The organism is Kribbella polygonati (genome assembly GCF_050320105.1).
GTDB lineage: Bacteria > Actinomycetota > Actinomycetes > Propionibacteriales > Kribbellaceae > Kribbella.
The window spans coordinates 2,653,473-2,672,124 of the sequence record NZ_CP190129.1 but is presented as its reverse complement, the minus strand read 5'-3'; the positions used below and the strand labels follow the sequence as shown (position 1 = coordinate 2,672,124).

At 69.2% G+C, this 18,652-nt stretch carries 14 protein-coding genes; 8 read left to right on the top strand and 6 right to left on the bottom strand.

Going from position 1 to position 18,652, the window contains the following annotated elements; all coding sequences use genetic code 11:
• Nucleotides 1-65 precede the first annotated feature (65 nt).
• The 3 genes from acnA to ACQHIV_RS12780 all read left to right on the top strand — a co-directional run bounded on the left by acnA (nt 66) and on the right by ACQHIV_RS12780 (nt 3,976).
• Nucleotides 66-2,840, top strand: a complete 2,775-nt coding sequence (acnA, locus tag ACQHIV_RS12790) for an aconitate hydratase AcnA (RefSeq protein ID WP_427893960.1) — start codon at nt 66-68, stop codon at nt 2,838-2,840.
• Nucleotides 2,841-2,913: 73 nt separating this feature from the next.
• Entirely contained in the window at nt 2,914-3,471 is a 558-nt protein-coding gene (locus tag ACQHIV_RS12785) for a HEAT repeat domain-containing protein (protein WP_427893958.1), read from the top strand.
• Complete coding sequence (locus ACQHIV_RS12780; protein ID WP_427893956.1) at nt 3,452-3,976, top strand: N-acetyltransferase family protein; 525 nt, start codon at nt 3,452-3,454, stop codon at nt 3,974-3,976. The genes ACQHIV_RS12785 and ACQHIV_RS12780 overlap by 20 nt, the downstream gene beginning before the upstream one ends.
• Here the strand turns inward: ACQHIV_RS12780 and ACQHIV_RS12775 are convergent.
• Together ACQHIV_RS12775 and ACQHIV_RS12770 are read right to left on the bottom strand one after the other, a co-directional pair.
• The gene (locus tag ACQHIV_RS12775; protein WP_427893954.1) at nt 3,953-4,369 is read right to left on the bottom strand and encodes an HIT family protein; all 417 of its coding nucleotides are present in this window, start codon (nt 4,367-4,369) and stop codon (nt 3,953-3,955) included. The genes ACQHIV_RS12780 and ACQHIV_RS12775 overlap by 24 nt on opposite strands.
• Nucleotides 4,369-6,276, bottom strand: coding sequence for a Na+/H+ antiporter (locus tag ACQHIV_RS12770; protein ID WP_427893953.1), 1,908 nt, complete (start codon nt 6,274-6,276; stop codon nt 4,369-4,371). Before ACQHIV_RS12770 ends, ACQHIV_RS12775 begins: the two co-directional genes overlap by 1 nt.
• A 144-nt stretch (nt 6,277-6,420) precedes the next feature.
• On the opposite strand from ACQHIV_RS12770, the gene ACQHIV_RS12765 reads away from it, so the two are divergent.
• Nucleotides 6,421-7,935 carry a CocE/NonD family hydrolase gene (locus tag ACQHIV_RS12765; RefSeq protein ID WP_427893951.1) on the top strand — a complete coding sequence of 505 codons (1,515 nt, stop codon included), beginning with the start codon at nt 6,421-6,423 and terminating at the stop codon, nt 7,933-7,935.
• Here the strand turns inward: ACQHIV_RS12765 and ACQHIV_RS12760 are convergent.
• Nucleotides 7,932-8,426 (bottom strand): DUF402 domain-containing protein, encoded by a 495-nt coding sequence (locus ACQHIV_RS12760; protein WP_427893949.1) that lies wholly within the window; start codon nt 8,424-8,426, stop codon nt 7,932-7,934. The two genes, ACQHIV_RS12765 and ACQHIV_RS12760, sit on opposite strands and share 4 nt — an antisense overlap.
• Before the next feature lie 18 nt (nt 8,427-8,444).
• A complete protein-coding gene (locus tag ACQHIV_RS12755) occupies nt 8,445-8,951 on the bottom strand; it encodes a DUF402 domain-containing protein (RefSeq protein WP_427893947.1) in 507 nt (168 codons plus the stop codon).
• A 103-nt stretch (nt 8,952-9,054) separates the two neighbouring features.
• Here ACQHIV_RS12755 and dxs point away from each other — a divergent pair, with 103 nt between their 5' ends.
• The 4 genes from dxs (at nt 9,055) to ACQHIV_RS12735 (ending at nt 15,138) form a co-directional block, all read left to right on the top strand.
• Nucleotides 9,055-10,941, top strand: a complete 1,887-nt coding sequence (gene dxs / locus ACQHIV_RS12750; RefSeq protein WP_427893945.1) for a 1-deoxy-D-xylulose-5-phosphate synthase — start codon at nt 9,055-9,057, stop codon at nt 10,939-10,941.
• 9 nt (nt 10,942-10,950) lie between these two features.
• Nucleotides 10,951-12,288 (top strand): hypothetical protein, encoded by a 1,338-nt coding sequence (locus tag ACQHIV_RS12745; protein WP_427893943.1) that lies wholly within the window; start codon nt 10,951-10,953, stop codon nt 12,286-12,288.
• Nucleotides 12,285-13,586: a hypothetical protein gene (locus ACQHIV_RS12740; RefSeq protein WP_427893941.1), complete on the top strand. Its 1,302-nt coding sequence runs from the start codon at nt 12,285-12,287 to the stop codon at nt 13,584-13,586. Before ACQHIV_RS12745 ends, ACQHIV_RS12740 begins: the two co-directional genes overlap by 4 nt.
• Before the next feature lie 70 nt (nt 13,587-13,656).
• Nucleotides 13,657-15,138, top strand: a complete 1,482-nt coding sequence (locus ACQHIV_RS12735; protein ID WP_427893939.1) for an amino acid permease — start codon at nt 13,657-13,659, stop codon at nt 15,136-15,138.
• A gap of 57 nt (nt 15,139-15,195) precedes the next feature.
• Here ACQHIV_RS12735 and ACQHIV_RS12730 read toward each other — a convergent pair whose 3' ends face one another.
• Nucleotides 15,196-17,307 (bottom strand): 3-hydroxyacyl-CoA dehydrogenase NAD-binding domain-containing protein, encoded by a 2,112-nt coding sequence (locus ACQHIV_RS12730; RefSeq protein WP_427893937.1) that lies wholly within the window; start codon nt 17,305-17,307, stop codon nt 15,196-15,198.
• Complete coding sequence (locus ACQHIV_RS12725) at nt 17,304-18,500, bottom strand: thiolase family protein (RefSeq protein ID WP_427893935.1); 1,197 nt, start codon at nt 18,498-18,500, stop codon at nt 17,304-17,306. Before ACQHIV_RS12725 ends, ACQHIV_RS12730 begins: the two co-directional genes overlap by 4 nt.
• Between the last annotated feature and the right edge of the window lie 152 nt (nt 18,501-18,652).

Sequence of the window (18,652 nt, the reverse complement as noted above, 5' to 3'; positions counted from 1 at the left end):
CGTTGGCTCGATGTCATGTATCTTGATATCGAGAGAGTTTACGGACTGGACAGAGGAGCAGGTTGATGGCGAGCGTCGACAGCTTCGGTGCCAAGGGGGCACTCGAGGTCAACGGGCAGTCGTACGAGATCTTCAGGTTGGCGGGCATCGAGGGTGCGGACACACTGCCGTACTCGCTGAAGGTCCTGCTGGAGAACCTGCTGCGCACCGAGGACGGCGCGAACATCACCGCCGAGCACATCACCAAGCTCGGCAACTGGGACCAGAACGCGGCCCCCGACACCGAGATCCAGTTCACCCCGGCCCGGGTGATCATGCAGGACTTCACCGGCGTGCCGTGCGTGGTCGACCTGGCCACGATGCGCGAGGCCGTCGGTGAGCTCGGCGGCGACCCGACCAAGATCAACCCGCTGGCGCCGGCCGAGCTGGTCATCGACCACTCGGTGATCATCGACGTGTTCGGTACGCCGGACGCGTTCGAGCGCAACGTCGAGTTCGAGTACGGGCGGAACAAGGAGCGCTACCAGTTCCTCCGCTGGGGCCAGACCGCGTTCGACGAGTTCAAGGTCGTCCCGCCGGGCACCGGCATCGTGCACCAGGTGAACATCGAGCACCTCGCGCGGACGGTGATGGTCCGCAACGGCCAGGCGTACCCGGACACCTGCGTCGGCACCGACAGCCACACCACGATGGTGAACGGCCTCGGCGTGCTCGGCTGGGGCGTCGGCGGTATCGAGGCGGAGGCCGCGATGCTCGGCCAGCCGGTCAGCATGCTGATCCCGAAGGTCGTCGGCTTCAAGCTGACCGGGGCGGTGCCGGCCGGCGCGACCGCGACCGACGTCGTGCTGACGATCACCCAGATGCTGCGCAAGCACGGCGTGGTCGGCAAGTTCGTCGAGTTCTACGGCGACGGCGTCGCGGCCGTCCCGCTGGCGAACCGCGCCACGATCGGCAACATGAGCCCGGAGTTCGGCTCGACCTGCGCGATCTTCCCGATCGACGACGTGACGCTGGACTACCTGCGGCTGACCGGCCGCTCCGACGACGACGTCGCGCTGGTCGAGGCGTACGCCAAGGAGCAGGGCCTCTGGCACAACCCGGACGTCGAGCCGCGCTTCTCGGAGTACCTCGAGCTCGACCTGTCGACGGTCGTGCCGTCGATCGCCGGCCCGAAGCGCCCGCAGGACCGGATCGAGCTGAGCAAGGCCAAGGAGTCGTTCCGCGGCGTGCTGCCGGACTACGCGGCCGAGGAGAAGGACGTCGACCCGTCGGAGACCGGGAGCTTCCCGGCCAGCGACGCGCCGAACGGCCACGGCCACCCGGACGACAACCCGCACCAGGTCGCGGCGGCGAGCGACCGCCCGTCGAAGAAGACCAAGGTCACGCTGGAGGGCCAGGAGATCGAGCTGGACCACGGCCACGTCGTGATCGCCAGCATCACCTCCTGCACCAACACGTCGAACCCGTCGGTCATGCTGGCCGCCGCGCTGCTCGCGAAGAACGCGGTCGACAAGGGCCTCGCGTCCAAGCCGTGGGTGAAGACGTCGCTCGCGCCCGGGTCGAAGGTCGTCACCGACTACTACGAGAAGGCCGGCGTCACGCCGTACCTGGAGAAGCTCGGATTCCACCTGGTCGGCTACGGCTGTACGACGTGCATCGGCAACTCCGGCCCGCTGCCCGAGGCGATCTCGGCCGGCGTCCAGGAAGCCGACCTCGCGGTCGTCAGCGTGCTGTCCGGCAACCGGAACTTCGAGGGCCGGATCAACCCGGACGTGAAGATGAACTACCTGGCGTCGCCGCCGCTGGTGATCGCGTACGCGCTGGCCGGCACCATGGACTTCGACTTCGAGAACGATGCCCTGGGCAAGGACACCGACGGGAACGACGTGTTCCTGAAGGACATCTGGCCGAGCGCCGACGAGGTCGAGCGGACCATCGCCAGCTCGATCAACAAGGAGATGTTCGCGAAGGACTACGCGGACGTGTTCGCCGGTGACGAGCGCTGGCAGTCGCTACCGACGCCCGAGGGCAAGACGTTCGCCTGGGACAGCGAGTCGACGTACGTCCGGAAGCCTCCGTACTTCGACGGGATGGCGAAGGACCCGTCGCCGGTCACCGACATCGCCGGGGCGCGCGTGCTGGCGAAGCTCGGCGACTCGGTCACCACCGACCACATCTCGCCGGCCGGTTCGATCAAGGCCGACAGCCCGGCCGGCAAGTACCTCGCCGAGCACGGGGTGGACCGGAAGGACTTCAACTCGTACGGTTCCCGCCGCGGCAACCACGAGGTGATGATCCGGGGTACGTTCGCGAACATCCGGCTGCGGAACCAGATCGCGCCGGGCACCGAGGGCGGCTTCACCCGCGACTTCACCACGGCCGACGCGCCGGTGACGACGATCTACGACGCCGCCCAGGCGTACGCCGCTCAGAACACCCCGCTGGTGATCCTGGCGGGCAAGGAGTACGGCTCCGGGTCCTCCCGTGACTGGGCGGCCAAGGGTACGGCGCTGCTCGGCGCGAAGGCCGTCATCACCGAGTCCTTCGAGCGCATCCACCGCTCGAACCTGATCGGCATGGGTGTCCTGCCCCTGCAGTACCCGGAGGGCGAGAACGCGGAGTCGCTCGGCCTGACCGGCGAGGAGACGTTCGACATCACCGGCGTCACCGCGCTGAACGACGGCTCCGTCCCGCGGACGGTGCACGTCAAGGCGACCTCGCCCGACGGTGGCGTGCAGGAGTTCGACGCGGTCGTCCGGATCGACACGCCTGGTGAGGCGGACTACTACCGCAACGGCGGCATCCTGCAGTACGTTCTGCGGTCGCTGATCGCGGGCTGAACCCAACAGCAGAGGGGCCGGTTGCTCTACCGACCGGCCCCGAACTGTCCCCAGGCTGCGATTTACTGAGGGCATGGCGACCAGGGATGCTCCGCGGGAGGTGGTTCGGGCCGCCTGCGCGGAGTTCGGTGCGGACGTCGTGATCGACTGGTGCGTCGCTTTCCTCAGTGGGGAGATCTCGGGGGAGGAGGCGTACGGCGCGGCGCTGCCGAAGTTGGTGGCGATCACCGGGGCGGAGAATCCGGGTGGGTGGAAGGCGCCGGTCGATCCGGTGAACTACTACTGGATCCGGGTGTGGGCGGCTCGGGTCTTCCTGTATGTGTGGCGGGACGATCTGGTCGACGTGCTGCTGAAGGCGGCGCGGGATCCGGCGTGGCGGGTGCAGGAGCATGTCGCGAAGATCACCGCGCAGCGGGAGCTGGGGCAGCTTGTCGATGCGCTGCTTCCGTTGCTCGAGCACGAGTTGCCTCGGGTGCGGGCGGCCGCGGTACGCGCGGTCGGTGCCGCGGGGGAGTACGAACACGCCGATGCGATCCGCCCGCTCGCGGACGACCCCGACCAGACCGTTCGCGCGGCCGTCGAACGCGCGCTCACCAAGCTGGAGGACCGCCTTGACCGACCCGTCCGCTGAGCGCCGCATCTCCGCACGGCCGGCTACGCCCGCTGACGGGGCGGCCGTCGGGGTGATCCACGCCGCGTCGTGGGGCGCTGCCTACGGCCCGCTGTTCTCCGCGGACGTTGCGCGGGACGGGGTTGAGAGCCGCCTGAGCAGGTGGCACGAGCGCCTGGCGGCCGGGAACGGACTCGTGATGCTCGGGTTCGTCGGCGACCGACCGCTGGCGATGTCGTGGAGCCTGCCGTCGGAGACCCGCGAGGGCTTCGCGGAGATCTACAGCTTCTACACGCATCCCGACGGGTGGGGAAGCGGCGTCTCCGTCGCGCTGATGGAAGCCACGCTGCAGCACCTGGACACCGACCGCGTGCATCTCTGGACGCTGAGGGACACCCCACAGTCGCGCCGGTTCTACACCAAGTGCGGCTTCACGGAGACCGGCGCCACCCAGACCAGAGACTTCGGCGACGGCAACCCGCTCCCGCAGGTGGAGTACGAGCTAATCCGCCAGCGCGGCACGTAGCTTCCCGGCGTACTCCTCCGCCTCGGCCATGTCGGCGTACTTCGTCCGCGGCCAGAAGAACCCGCGCAAGCCGTCGCCCTTGGTGCGCGGTACGACGTGGACGTGCAGATGCGGCACCGACTGCGACACAACGTTGTTCACGGCAACGAACGATCCCTGCGCGTCGAACGCCGTCCGTACCGCGGCCGCCACCGAACGCGCCGCCCCGAACAGCGGCACGGTCAACTCGTCCGGCAGTTCGACCAACGTCGGCACGTGCTCCCGCGGCACGAGCAGGGTGTGCCCCTTGAACACCGGCCGTACGTCGAGGAAGCCCACGACGTCGGGTGTGTCCAGGACAATCTGCGCGGGCGTCGTACCCGCGATGATCGAGCAGAACAAGCAGTCAGCCATCAGCCCAGTTTCTCGTCGACGAAGCACCAGCGCCAAGTCTCACCCGGTTCGAAGCTGCGCATCACCGGGTGTTTGGTCGCGTCGTGGTGCTTGCTGGCGTGTTTCATCACCGACGAGTCGCAGCAGCCGACGTGTCCGCAGCCGAGGCACAGCCGCAGGTGTACCCACGAGCCGCCGGTCGCCAGGCACTCCTCACAGCCGTCCGGCGTGTTCGGCGTGACCACCAGCGGCGCCTCCTCGAGGTGCGCACACGCCCCGCCCGGTGGCACCTTCGGCCGCAGGTCCTCGGAGCGCCCGCCGACGTCGTCGTCCTCGTCGCGGTCCAGGATCGACTCCTCGATGTCGAGCACGCTCTGCGCCCGCTGCAGCACCTCGTCCGCGACCAGCCCGGCGTCGCGGACCTTCAGGATGTGCGACCGTTCCGCCTCGAGCATCGCGATCCGCAGCCGCCGGTACGCCTCGCTCGGCGTCTCGTACTCGCTCTCCGGCCGCCCCAGCCGCTCCCAGGCCGCCTGTGCGCGGGCCTCACCACGCTGCCGCAGTACGTCGAGAACGGCGGGCGGGTCGGACGGCTGGGCGAGCTCGTCGAGCTTGGCGATCGCGGCCCGATGGGCTCCCTGCAGTACGGCGGCCTCCTGCAGCGCGTCCTCCGCCGGGTCCGGTCCGGGCAGGCGCAACCGGCGTACGAGCCAGGGGAGGGTCGAGCCCTGGACGAGCAGCGTGCCCGCGGTGACGGCGAGCGCGATGAAGACGAGTACCTCGCGGTGCGGCGTCTGCGGAGGCAGCGTGAAAACCGCCGCGAGCGTGACCACGCCGCGCATCCCGGCCCAGGACACCACGATCAGCGCGCGCCGGGACACCGGACCGGGCCGCGACGGCCCCAGGAACCGGCGGGACAGCAGCGTCGTCGGGATCACCCAGATCGGCCGCAGCAGCACGACCGCGACGAACGCCGCGGCGGTCGTGGTCGCGATCAGCCAGGCCGGCAGTGGGCTCGCGGTGAGGTCGTCGAGGATCCACCGGGTCTGCAGCCCGATCAGCAGGAAGACCGTGTTCTCCAGCAGGAACTGGAACGTGCGCCAGTTGGTCCGCTCCGACATCCGCGACTTGGCTGACTGGATGATCGGCGCCTTGTGCCCGAGCAGCAGACCGGTGACGACGACGGCCAGCACGCCGGATGCGTGGATGTAGTGGTTCTCGGCCGCGATGTAGGCGACGAACGGCGCGGTCAGGCTGAGCGTGGTGTCCAGCACCGGGTCGGTGAACCGCCGGCGGATCTTCGCCAGCACGAACGTCACCACGACGCCGACGAGTACGCCGCCACCGGCCGCGCGCAGGAAGTCCAGCCCGACGTGCAGCACGGTCGGGGCGACGACCGCGGCCGCGACCGCCGTCCGGAGACAGACGAGCGCGGTGGCGTCGTTCAGCAGGCTCTCGCCCTCGAGGATCGTGACGATCCGGCGCGGCAGGCCGACGCGTTTGGCGATCGCGGTGGCGGCGACCGCGTCCGGCGGCGCGACCACCGCGCCGATCGCGAACGCGGCCCAGAACGGCAGCGGCTGCTGACCGACCGACGCCGCAACCCGGCCGAGCAGCCACCACACGACCACGCCGACGCCGAGCGCGGTGAACGCGACCAGGCCGACGGACAGCAGCCCGATCGAGCGCCGGTGCTTGCTGAAGTCGACCAGGCTGGTCTTGATCGCGGCCGAGTACAGCAGCGGCGGCAGGAAGCCGACCAGCACCACCTCGGGCGAGAGCTCGACGCGCGGGATGAACGGCAGGTACGACGCCGCGATCCCGATCACCACCAGCAGCAGGGGAGCCGAGATGCCGATCCGTCGCGCCAGCGCGGCGCCGGCCGCGACGACGGCGACGAGGGCCACGACCTCGATCGCGATATGCACGGGCACAGTGTCGCAGCGGCGACGCCGTTTCCACCCATCGGTTCGCCGAAGGCTGAGCCGGGATCTGGGTGCGGGATCTGGTCATCGCGCGGCCGGTCCTCTAGCGTGTGCGAAGCGGGATCCGTTGATCACTGGGAGTGACTGATGGTGCGTCGTCGTGTGCTTGCCCTGGTCGGTGTGGTCGCTCTGCTGCTGTCGCCGGTGGTCCCGGCTCGGGCAGCCGACGCAGCAGTGACCAACGGATGTGTCGATTCGGTGCCGGAGCCCGGGACCACCACGCCCGTGAAGATCTGTTACACGCTGTTCAGACCCGCGAACGCGACGAAGCAGCACACCGTGCCGCTGATCTTCCACAGCCACGGCTGGGGCGGCAGCCGGACCACGGACCCGGCCGCGTTCAAGGCGTGGCTGGACGCCGGGTTCGGCGTCCTGAGCTTCGATCAGCGGAGCTTCGGGCAGAGCACCGGCGTCGCGCACGTGATGAACCCGGACTACGAGGGCCGCGACGTGGTCAAGCTCGTCGACCTGGTCGCGGGCCTGGACTGGGTGACGAAGCAACGCCCCGGTGACCCGCTGATCGGCGCGATCGGCGGGTCGTACGGCGGCGGGTACCAGTTCGCGGGCGCGTTCACCGAGCTGCGGGACCGTGGCGCGACCCGGTTCGACGCGCTGGCGCCGGAGATCACCTGGTGGGATCTCAAGCAGAGCCTCGCGCCGCAGGAGGCGGCCCGGACGCTGTGGCTGTCGATCCTGTTCGCGGGCGGAGGGACACACCTGCCGCCGGCGGTCTCGAAGGCGTTCGTCGCGCTGATCGCGACCGGCGCCTGGCCGAGCGGGCAGGCCGGGCGGGACCTGGACGCGTTCTTCGCGCACAACGGGCCCGCCTGGCACGTGGCGCAGGGCCGCAAGCTCGACATCCCGGTGCTGTTCGGCCAGGGCATCTCCGACAACCTGTTCAACCTCAACCAGGGCCTGATGAACTTCGGCCACGCGCTGACGGCGAAGGCCCGGGCGCGGTCGATCTTCGTCGGGTACAACGGCGGCCACACGCTGCCGGCCGTCGTACCGCCGGGCTACGCGACGCCGGGGGACCCGTGCTCGATCGCGCTCGGCTCACCGAACTTCTCCGGCCTGTCGATCCGCTTCATGCAGGAGAAGCTGCTGCACAAGGCGGAAGGGCTGACCGGCTTCGGTGCATACCACCTGTCCACCGCCGACGGTCGTTGCCTCACCCAACGGAGCCTGACGCCGAACAAGCGCTACCCGCTCGGCAAGATCGTCGTACCGACCGGTGTCGGCCTGCCGGTCAGCCTGCCGATCGCGAAGGGCCCGGTCACGATCGCCGGTACGCCGACCGTGACCGCGGACGTCTACACGATCATCCCGCAGTCGGCGGCGTACTTCGCGCTCAGCGTCGGCAAGAACCCGCTCACCGCCAAGGTCGTGCAGAACAACACCATGCCGCTGCGCGAACAACGCGCGGCGCACGGCGTACGCCGTACCTTCGAGCTGCCGGCGATCGCGGTCGACGTCCCCGCCGGGCAGCACCTCTACCTGACCGTGGCCCCGGTCGCCGACATGTACGCCGGTCAGCACGGACCGCTCCCTGGCCTGATGATGCTCAAGAACGGCACCCTGAGCGTGCACCAGGTGCGTTAGCGGATCTTGTCCAGGTGGGTCTTGTACACGGTCAGGAACGGCTCCTCGGTGGAGACGGCCTGGACGAGCCAGTCGCAGGTCTGCTGGGCGGTGGCGATCACGTCCGGCGGGTACGAGTACTTCACCTGGTGCTCGGCGAACTCGTCCTCGTCGTCGACGAAGACAGTCCCGTCGCGGCGCTTGATCACGTCCAGGTCGAGGTCGATCATCGTCACCACGTCGTCCGAGAACTCGACCGGCGTCGTGATGTCGGCGTAGATCTCGGTGTACCGCGGCGCGTCGTTGAAGATCGCGGTGAACCACTTGTCCCGCGGGAACAGCTGCACGTGCGCCTGCTCCTGCGTCACCTCGGGCTCGGCCCCGCGCTGCGACACCGACCCGGCCGGTGCGCCCAGCCACACGCCGTACTCGTCCTCGCCGAGATACCGCATCCACTGGTGCCAGTGCAGCTTCTCGTCGTACTTGCGGTACACCACCCGGACATCGCGCATGAGCCTCAACCTATCGGCTCAGGGCGTCAGCGAGCGGATCTGCTCCAGGTACGGCTTGTACGCGGTCACGAACGGCTCCGCGGTGGTGATGGTGGCGGCCAGGTGGTCGCAGACGGCGCGCGCGGTGGCGACCACCTGGGGCGGGTAGCCGTAGCGGACCTGGTGCTCGTGGAACTCGTCCTCGTCCATCACGTGCACGGTGCCGTCGCGGAGCAGGCGGATGTCGAGGTCCAGGTCGACGGCGGTCACCGAGTCGACGCCGAACTCGGCCGGCATCGTGATGTCGCAGTAGATCGCCGTCTGGTGCGGTACGTCGTTGAACAGCGCGCTCCACCACTGCCCGCGCGGGAACAGCCGGACGCGGTGGTGGTCGATGGACTTCCAGCTGCCGTCGGCGCGCTGACCCTGGCTGCCGGGGAGCGAGCCGACCCACAGGCCGTGCTCGTCCTCGCCGAGCCGGATCGCCTCGACCAGGCGGTGCGGCTGCCCGTCGTACTTCCGGAACAGGGTCCTCACCATCTCCATAGCAGTCACCCTAAGTGAGACCCAGCACACCTTCGAACCAGCCACTCCTGGCCGACGTCTTGGAATGTGAGAGCATTCGAGGACTACCTGCGGGAGGAGCTCGATGCGCGTGCTGGAGACGGTGGAGGGTCCGGAAGACCTCAAGAAGCTGACGGATCAGCAGCTGACCGATCTGGCGACCGAGATCCGTGACGTGCTGGTCGACACGGTGACCCGCACCGGCGGCCACCTCGGCCCGAACCTCGGCATGGTCGAGATCACACTCGCCATGCACCGGGTCTTCGATTCCCCGCGCGACCGCCTGGTGTTCGACATCGGTCACCAGGCGTACGTGCACAAGCTGGTCACCGGCCGGGCGAAGGACTTCGGCACCCTCCGCCAGGAGGGCGGCCTGTCCGGGTACCCGAGCCAGTCCGAGTCGGAGCACGACATCGTCGAGAACTGCCACGCCTCGACGGCCCTGTCGTACGCCGACGGCCTCGCGAAGGCGTACCGGCTGCGCGGCGAGAACCGGCACGTGGTCGCGGTGATCGGCGACGGCGCGCTGACCGGCGGCATGGCCTGGGAGGCGCTGAACAACATCGCCGCCGCCAAGGACCTGAACCTGGTCATCATCGTCAACGACAACGGCCGCTCGTACAGCCCGACCGTCGGCGGCCTCGCGACCCACCTGACCAGCCTGCGCACGAACCCGCGGTACGAGAAGATCCTCGACCTGATCAAGAAGAACCTCGGCCGGACGCCGTACGTCGGCCCGCCGATGTACGAGGTGCTGCACGGGGTGAAGAAGGGCCTGAAGGACATGCTCGCCCCGCAGGGCATGTTCGAGGACCTCGGCCTGAAGTACGTCGGCCCGGTGGACGGCCACGACCGGCAGGCGCTCGAGGACGCGCTGCGGAACGCGAAGGCCTTCGGCGGCCCGGTGATCGTGCACGCGGTGACCAAGAAGGGCTTCGGCTACCCGGCCGCCGAGCAGGACGAGGAGGACAACCTGCACCAGGTCCGCCCGGCGAACAAGCCGCGCGGCTGGACCGACGTGTTCTCCGACGAGCTGGTGAAGATCGGCCACCGGCGCCCGGACGTGGTCGCGATCACGGCGGCGATGCTGCACCCGACCGGACTGGCGCCGTTCGCGGACGAGTTCCCGGGCCGGACGTTCGACGTCGGGATCGCCGAGCAGCACGCGGTGACCAGCGCTGCCGGTCTGGCGCTCGGCGGCCTGCATCCTGTCGTGTGCCTGTACTCGACGTTCCTCAACCGGGCCTTCGACCAGACCCTGATGGACGTCGCGCTGCACAAGTGCGGCGTCACGTTCATCCTCGACCGTGCCGGTGTCACCGGTGACGACGGCCCGACCCACAACGGCGTGTACGACATGTCGCTGCTGCAGCTGGTCCCGGGTCTGCGGCTGGCCGCGCCGCGGGACGGCAAGCGCCTCCAGGAGTTGCTGAACGAGGCCGTGGACGTGGACGACGTCCCGACCGCGCTGCGGTTCGCGAAGGGCGAGGTGTTCCCGGACATCGAGCAGATCGACCGCGTCGGGTCCGTCGACGTACTGAACCGTTCCGGCCAGGACGTGCTGCTGGTGGGGATCGGTGCGATGGCGGCGACCGCGATGGACGTCGCGCAGCGGCTCGAGGCGCACGGCTTCGGTGTCACCGTGGTCGACCCGCGCTGGGTGAAGCCGGTGCCGGCGGAGCTGGTCGAGCTGGCCGCGGACTTCAAGCTGGTCGTCACGATCGAGGACAACGGCCGGGCCGGCGGGGTCGGCGAGATGATCGCGCAGGCGCTCCGCGACGGCGGCGTCCGGACGCCGTTCCGCGACTTCGGCGTACCGCAGGTGTTCCTCGAGCACGCGAAGCGGGCCGCCGTACTGCAGGAGATCGGGCTGACCGGGCAGGAGGTCGCGCGGGAGATCACCGAGCAGCTCACGCAGCACGTCGACGCGTCTCTCGACGAGCCGGACCGGGCCGGCGGCCGGAACGCTTAGCCAGGCACCATGTCTGACGGGGGAGGGCGACACAGCAGGCACGCCGCCGTCCGCCGGCGGTCGCGGGTCTGGCCGATCCTGCTGTCGCTGGCCCTCGTCGCGGCCGCCGTGGGCGGCGGGCTGTACCTGCACTACTCGAGCCAGCACGCCGACGACGCGGCCGATGCGGGCCCGAGTACGCCGGCGATCGACCTGGCGGCCCGGTCCGCGGCCGTCAACCAGGTGCTGCAGCGCCGCGCGCAGGCGGTGCTGACCGGTAACGAGCAGGAGTTCGTCGCGGACGTCGACGCCGCGGACACCAAGCTCGTCGCGCGGCAGCACACGCTCTTCGCGAACCTCCGCCAGTTCGGTTTCGCCAAGCTCGCCTACCAGCAGCTCGCCCAGCAGTACGACGACACGATCGCGCAGAAGTACGGCCCGTCGACGTACCTGGTCGCGGTCGCGATGGAGTACCAGCTCCGCGGCATCGACCTGGTGCCGGTGCGCGCGATGCTCGGGTACACCTTCAGTCGGCGGCCGAACGGGAGCTGGATGCTGGTGTCCGACTCCGACCTCGACAAGCGCCTCCCGCGCGGCTCGCACGAGGAGGCCTGGGACTTCGGCCCGGTGCTGGTGAAGCGCGCGCCGCGGGTCCTCGTGGTCGTCGAGCAGGGGCAGACGGCGCTCGCGGACAAGTTCGTCGCGATGTCGCAGAACGCCGTCCAGGCGGTGTCGAAGAACTGGCCCGGCGGGTGGAACGGGTCCGGCGTGGTGATCGCGCTCGACGACAAGGTGGTCCGTGGCGCCGACTACACGCAGCCGAAGAACGCCGAGGACGCGCTCGCGATGGCGACTTTCGTGTACCGCACACTGCCCGGCGAGGTCACCGGCGAAGGGGAGCGGGCCGACTCGTACGTCGTGGTGAACCCGTACAACCGCACCAAGGTCGACGCGCGCACCCTCGCGCACGAGTTCACCCATGTCGCGACCGCGCCGTACGGGCCGTACGCGCCGCGCTGGCTGGTCGAGGGCGCCGCGACGTACGTCGAGTTCCTGCCGATGGCGGGGCAGAAGGACCTGGCGATCGCGCAGTACCGGCTGGACGTCCGGACGAAGTACCTTGCGAAGGCGACGGCGCTGCCCGCGGACGCGACGTTCTTCGACCAGGCCGACAGCTCGTACCCGCTGTCCTGGCTGGCGCTCGACTACCTGTTCACGCGGTTCGGCGGGACCGAGGTGGGGACGCTGTACCGTGAGCTCGCCTCACTCGGCGTCACGCAGAAGGACCGCGACCGGATCATGCTCGAACACCTCGGAATGACAGAGGCCGGACTCTTCCGTGCCCTGAAAGCAGCCGCAGCAGCATGAGGCGGTGGCTGGGTCTGCTGCTGGCGGTGCTCCTGGTCTCCGGCGGTGTCGTCTACACCGTTGAACAACGGGAACAGGACCTCCGGGAGCGCGCTGCCGCGCCGAGCCCCGTTCGCACCACCAAGCCGTCGCGGATCGCCGAGGCCGTCGCGGCCCGAAGGGTGGCGATCGACACGATCCTGGTCCGGCGGGCCGGCGCCGTGCAGACCGGCAACGAGCAGCAGTTCCTGGCCGACGTGGATCCGCTGAACACGAAGCTGGTCGCCGCGCAGAAGATCCTGTTCGCGAACCTGATGGAGATCGGCTTCACCGAGATCGGCTACAGCCAGGCCGAGGAACGCTTCAACCCGGCGCTGCTCAAGGCCCACGGGCGTACGACGTACCTGGTCCGGATCCTGATGCGATACCAGATCCCCAAGGTCGACTTCACGCCGGTGACGACCGAGCTCGGCTACACGTTCATCGCCCGCGACGGCCACTGGCTGCTGACCTCGGACAGCGAGCTCGACCCGGACCTCGGCCCGGGTGCGCACCGCGAGGCGTGGGACCTCGGCCGGATCGAGGTACAGCGGGCGCCGCGGGTGATGGTGATCGTCGAGAAGGGCGACACCAAGCGCGGCCGGGCGATCGTGCGTGCCGCGAACGAGGGCCTGGCCGAGGTGACGGCGTACTGGCCGCTGAAGTGGAACGGGTCAGTGCTGGTGATCGCACTCGACAAGACCGACGTCCGGGACGCCCGGTTCGCCGACGAGGATATCGAGTCCGCGGCCAGTACCGGGTCGACGTTCTCGTCGTTGCCCGGCCAGGACACCGCCGACGGCACGGTCGCCGGCGGGTACATCGTGATCAACCCGAACCAGCGCGACAAGGTCGACGAGATCCTGCTGTCGCACGAGATCACCCACGTGGTGACCGCGGCGCTCGGCGGGTACGAGCCGCTCTGGCTGGCCGAGGGGGCTGCCGAATACGTGTCCTGGCGGGGGATCGAGGCGATCAGTGGGCCGGGCGAGGTGGTCAAGTGGGAGCAGGAGGTCGTCGACACCGCCGTACCGCAGCTGTCCTCGCTACCGGGTGACAACGGCTTCTACCAGAACTCCGCGGACGTGTACGGCGTGAGCTGGCTGGCCGTGCAGTACCTCGTCCACCAGGTCGGGCTTCAGAAGGTGGAGGAGCTCTACGAGGACATGGCGCGGAACGGCGTGGACCAGGCGTCGCGTGACCGGATTCTGCAGGAACGTACCGGCCTGACCGAAGCCAGCCTGTGGACCGCACTCACAACATACCGGCCGCAACGCTGAGTGGCGGTTTGACCTCATCCCGTCAGAGAGGGCAACCTCGAAGGGTTCCGTCCACTTCGAGGAGGCGCAGATGAGTCTTGTGCGGAAGAAGACGATCGAGCAGTCGATCGCCGACACGGACGAGCCGGAGTACCAGCTCAAGAAACGCCTCACCGCGATCGACCTGACCGTCTTCGGTATCGGTGTCATCATCGGTGCCGGCATCTTCACCCTGACCGGGCGTGCGGCCAAGCTGTACGCCGGCCCGGGGATCGCACTGTCCTTCGTTCTCGCCGCGGTCTGCTGCGCGCTGGCCGCGTTGTGCTACGCCGAGTTCTCGTCGACCGTGCCGGTGTCCGGTTCGGCGTACACGTTCTCGTACTTCTCGCTCGGTGAGATCTTCGCCTGGATCATCGGCTGGGACCTGCTGCTCGAGTTGATGCTCGGGGCAAGCGTCGTGTCGCAGGGCTGGTCGACGTACGCGAAACTGTTCCTCGATCAGATCGGCCTCGGCTGGCCGGACTCGATCGGGCCGGACAGTCACGTGAACGTGCTGGCGATGCTGCTGGTCCTGGTGCTGGCGACACTGGCGACGATCGGCATCAAGGAGTCGATGCGGGTCAACCTGGTACTGGTCGCGATCAAGCTGTTCGTGGTGCTGTTCGTGATCGTCGCCGGCCTGTTCTACATCAAGGGCTCGAACCTGACGCCGTTCGTGCCGCCGAGCGTCCCGGCGCCGGGTGGCGGCGTGGACGTGACCACGCCGCTGTTCCAGGCGATCTTCGGGTTCACGCCGTCGACGTTCGGGATCATGGGCCTGGTGTCCGGCGCGTCGCTGGTGTTCTTCGCGTTCATCGGGTTCGACGTGGTCGCGACCACGGCCGAGGAGGCCAAGAACCCGCAGCGCGACCTGCCGCGCGGCATCATCGGCTCGCTGGCGATCTGCACGGTGCTGTACGTGCTGGTCTGCATCGTGATCACCGGCATGGTGAAGTACACCGACATCAACGGCGAGGCCGCGCTGGCGGAGGCGTTCAAGTCGGTCGGCAAGGGCGGCTTCGCGACGCTGATCTCGGCCGGTGCGGTCGCCGGCCTGACCACCGTTGTACTGACGCTGATGATCGGCGCGGCCCGGGTGGTGTTCGCGATGAGCCGTGACCACCTGATGCCCAAGCAACTCGGCAAGACGCACCCGAAGTGGGGTACGCCGTACCGGCTGACGATCGGCATCGGCGTCGTGGTGGCGATCATCGCCGGCGTCACGCCGATCGGGAAGCTCGAGGAGATGGTGAACATCGGCACGCTGGCCGCGTTCACGCTGGTCTCGATCGCGGTGCCGCTGCTGCGCCGCAGCCGGCCGGACATCAAGCGCTCGTTCCGGGTGCCGGGCAGCCCGGTGATCCCGATCCTGGCCGCGGTGATCTGCGTCTACCTGATGCTGAACCTGTCGATCGAGACCTGGATCCGGTTCCTGGTCTGGATGGTGATCGGGTTCGTGATCTACGCGCTGTACGGCTACCGCAAGAGCCGCGTCGGGATCGAGCAGAAGACCGGCGAGGTACAGAAGGCCTGACAGCTGCTGGGGGCCGGAGCGGGCTTCCGGCGCCGCACCGACCCCCAGCGGTCTCTGTCAGGCGAGGCTTGCCACGCCCTTCGGGAGGAAGCGGCTCCCGTTGACCTTCTCCGAGATGCCGGTGCGGTCCAGGTACGGCGTGATGCCGCCCAGGTGGAACGGCCAGCCGGCGCCGAGCAGCAGGCACAGGTCGATGTCCTGGGCCTCGGCGACCACGCCCTCGTCGAGCATGATCCTGATCTCCTCGGCGAGGGCCGTGAGGACCCGGGTCCGGAGCTCGTCGGCGGTCGACGGCTTGTCGCCGACCGTGACCAGGGCCTCGACCTCCGGGTCGACGACCGGCTTGCCCTCCGGCCAGACGTAGAACGAGCTCTTGCCGGCGGCAACGACCTTCGCCAGGTTCTCGGAGACGGCGTACCGGTCGGGGTACGCGCGGTTCATCGTCTCGGCGACGTGCAGTGCGACCGGCAGGCCCACCAGTTGCAGCAGGACGAACGGCGGCATCGGCAGGCCGAGCGCGGAGAGCGCCCGGTCGGCGTCGAGGATCGGCGTACCCTCGTCGACCGCCGCACTGACCTCACCGAGGAAGCGGGTCAGCAGCCGGTTCACCACGAAGGCCGGCGCGTCCTTCACCAGCACGCACGACTTCTTCAGCTTCTTACCGACCGCGAACGCGGTCGCCAGCGCGGCATCGTCGGTCTTGTCCGCGCGGATGATCTCCAGCAGCGGCAGGACCGCGACCGGGTTGAAGAAGTGGAACCCGACGACCCGCTCCGGGTGCTCCAGGTCCGCGGCCATCTCGGTCACCGACAACGACGACGTGTTGGTCGCCAGGACCGCGTCCGGCCGGACGATCTTCTCCAGGTCGGCGAAGATCGTCTTCTTCAGTTGCAGCTCCTCGAACACGGCCTCGATCACGAAGTCCGCGTCCGCGAACGCGCCCTTGTCCACCGAGCCGGTGACGAGCGCCTTCAGTTGGTTCGCCTTGTCCGGGCGGACCCGGCCCTTCGCGAGCAGCTTGTCGATCTCACCGTGTACGTACCCGACGCCGCGGTCCACCCGCTCCTGGTCGAGATCCGTGAGTACGACGGGAACCTCGAGCCGGCGCGCGAACAGCAGCGCCAACTGACCTGCCATCAGGCCCGCACCGACCACGCCGACCTTGTTCACCGGCCGCGCCAGCGACTTGTCCGGTGCACCGGCCGGGCGCTTGGCCCGCTTGTTCACCAGGTCGAACGCGTACAGCCCGCTGCGGAGCTCCTCGCTCATGATCAGGTCGGCGAGCGCCTCGTCCTCGGCCGCGAACCCGCGGTCGCGGTCGTTGTCCTTGGCGGCCGCGATCAGGTCCAGCGCCCGGTACGGCGCCGGCGCCGCGCCGCTCACCTTGACGTCGGCGAAAGCCTTGCCCCGGGCAACGGCCGCGTCCCAGGCCTCGCCACGGTCGATCTCGGCCCGCTCGACCGTGATCTGACCGGTCAGGACCTTCGACGCCCACAGCAGCGACTGCTCCAGGAAGTCCGCCGACTCCAGCAGTACGTCGCCGATGCCGAGCTTCACGGCCTCCGGTCCGCTGAGCATCTTGTTCTGGTTGAGCGCGTTCTCGACGACGACCTTGACCGCGTTGTCCGCCCCGATCAGGTTCGGCAGCAGGAAGTTGCCGCCCCAGCCCGGGAGCAGCCCGAGGAACACCTCGGGCGTCGACAGCATCCCGGCCGCGACCGAGACCGTCCGGTACGTCGCGTGCAGCGCGACCTCGAGCCCGCCGCCGAGCGCCACACCGTTGACGAACGCGAACGACGGCTTGCCGCCGTCCTGCAGCTTCCGCATCACGCCGTGCCCGATCTTGCCGAGCGCCAGCGCCTGCTCCCGGTCGGTCAGCTTCGGTACGCCGGTCAGGTCCGCGCCCGCGGCCAGGATGAACGGCTTGCCGGTGACGCCGATCGCGACGACCTCGTCGCGGGCCAGCGCCGCGTCGATCGCCGCGTTCAGCGAGCCGAGGCCCTTGGGGCCGAACGTGTTCGGCTTGGTGTGGTCGTGGCCGTTGTCCAGCGTGATGAGGGCCATCAGGCCTGCGTCACCAGGGAGCTTGACGTCCCGTGAGTGCACCTGGGTGACTACCTCGTCGGTCGACAGCGCAGACGCAGAGTCGATCAGTTCCTGCAGGCTCACTTGTGACCCTCCCAGTTCGGGTTCTCCCAGATGACGGTCCCGCCCATGCCGAGGCCGACGCACATCGTGGTGAGGCCGTAGCGGACCTCGGGGCGCTGCTCGAACTGCTTGGCCAGCTGGTTCATCAGCCGGACGCCGGACGACGCGAGCGGGTGCCCGAACGCGATCGCGCCGCCGTACGGGTTCACCCGCGGGTCGTCGTCGGCGATGCCGTAGTGCTCCAGGAACGCCAGCACCTGCACGGCGAACGCCTCGTTCACCTCGAACGCCTGGATGTCGTCGATGGACAGCCCGGCCAGGCGCAGCGCCTTCTCGGTCGCGGGGATCGGGCCCTCGCCCATCACCTCCGGCTCGACACCGGCGAACGCGTACGAGACCAGCTTCATCTTCGGGGTCAGCCCGAGCTCCTCGGCCGCCTCGGCGGAGGTCAGTACGCAGGCCGTCGCGCCGTCGTTGATGCCGGCGGAGTTGCCCGCGGTCACCCGGCCGTGCGGGCGGAACGGCGTCTTCAGGCCGGCCAGGTCCTCGGCCGTGGTGCCCGGGCGCATCGGCTCGTCGGTGGTGGCGTAGCCCCAGCCCTGCTCCGCGGAACGGGTCGCGACCGGCACCAGGTCCGGCTGGATCAGGTCGTTCGCGTAGGCCTTGGCCGCCTTCTCCTGGGAGGCGACGGCGTACGCGTCGGCGCGCTCCTTGGTGATGGTCGGGTACCGGTCGTGCAGGTTCTCGGCGGTCGAGCCCATCACCAGCGCGGAGGTGTCGACCAGCTTCTCGGAGATGATCCGCGGGTTCGGGTCCACGCCCTCGCCCATCGGGTGCCGGCCCATGTGCTCGACGCCGCCGGCCACGACCACGTCGTACGCGCCGAACGCGATCCCGGCCGCGGTGGTGGTGACGGCGGTCATCGCGCCGGCGCACATCCGGTCGATGGCGTAGCCGGGCGTGGTGTTCGGCAGGCCGGCCAGCAGCGCGGCGGTCCGGCCGATGGTCAGGCCCTGGTCGCCGATCTGGGTGGTGGCCGCGATCGCGACCTCGTCCACGCGTTCCGGGGGAAGGCTTGGGTTCCGCCGGAGGAGCTCCCGGATGCATTTGATGACCAGGTCGTCGGCTCGGGTCTCGGCGTACTGGCCCTTGGCCTTGCCGAACGGGGTGCGAACGCCGTCGACGTACACGACATCGCGGATCTCACGGGGCACGAGGGCCCTCCTCTGAAGGTCGGGAAATCTACCCCGATGCTACCCGTGAGTAACAGAACTGCCAAAGGAGGCGCGCCTGTGGGTCCGCTCACACGGCGGACGCCCGGCACTCACCAACCTCCGCCGTCCGGCGCGGAGCGCCGGACGGCGGA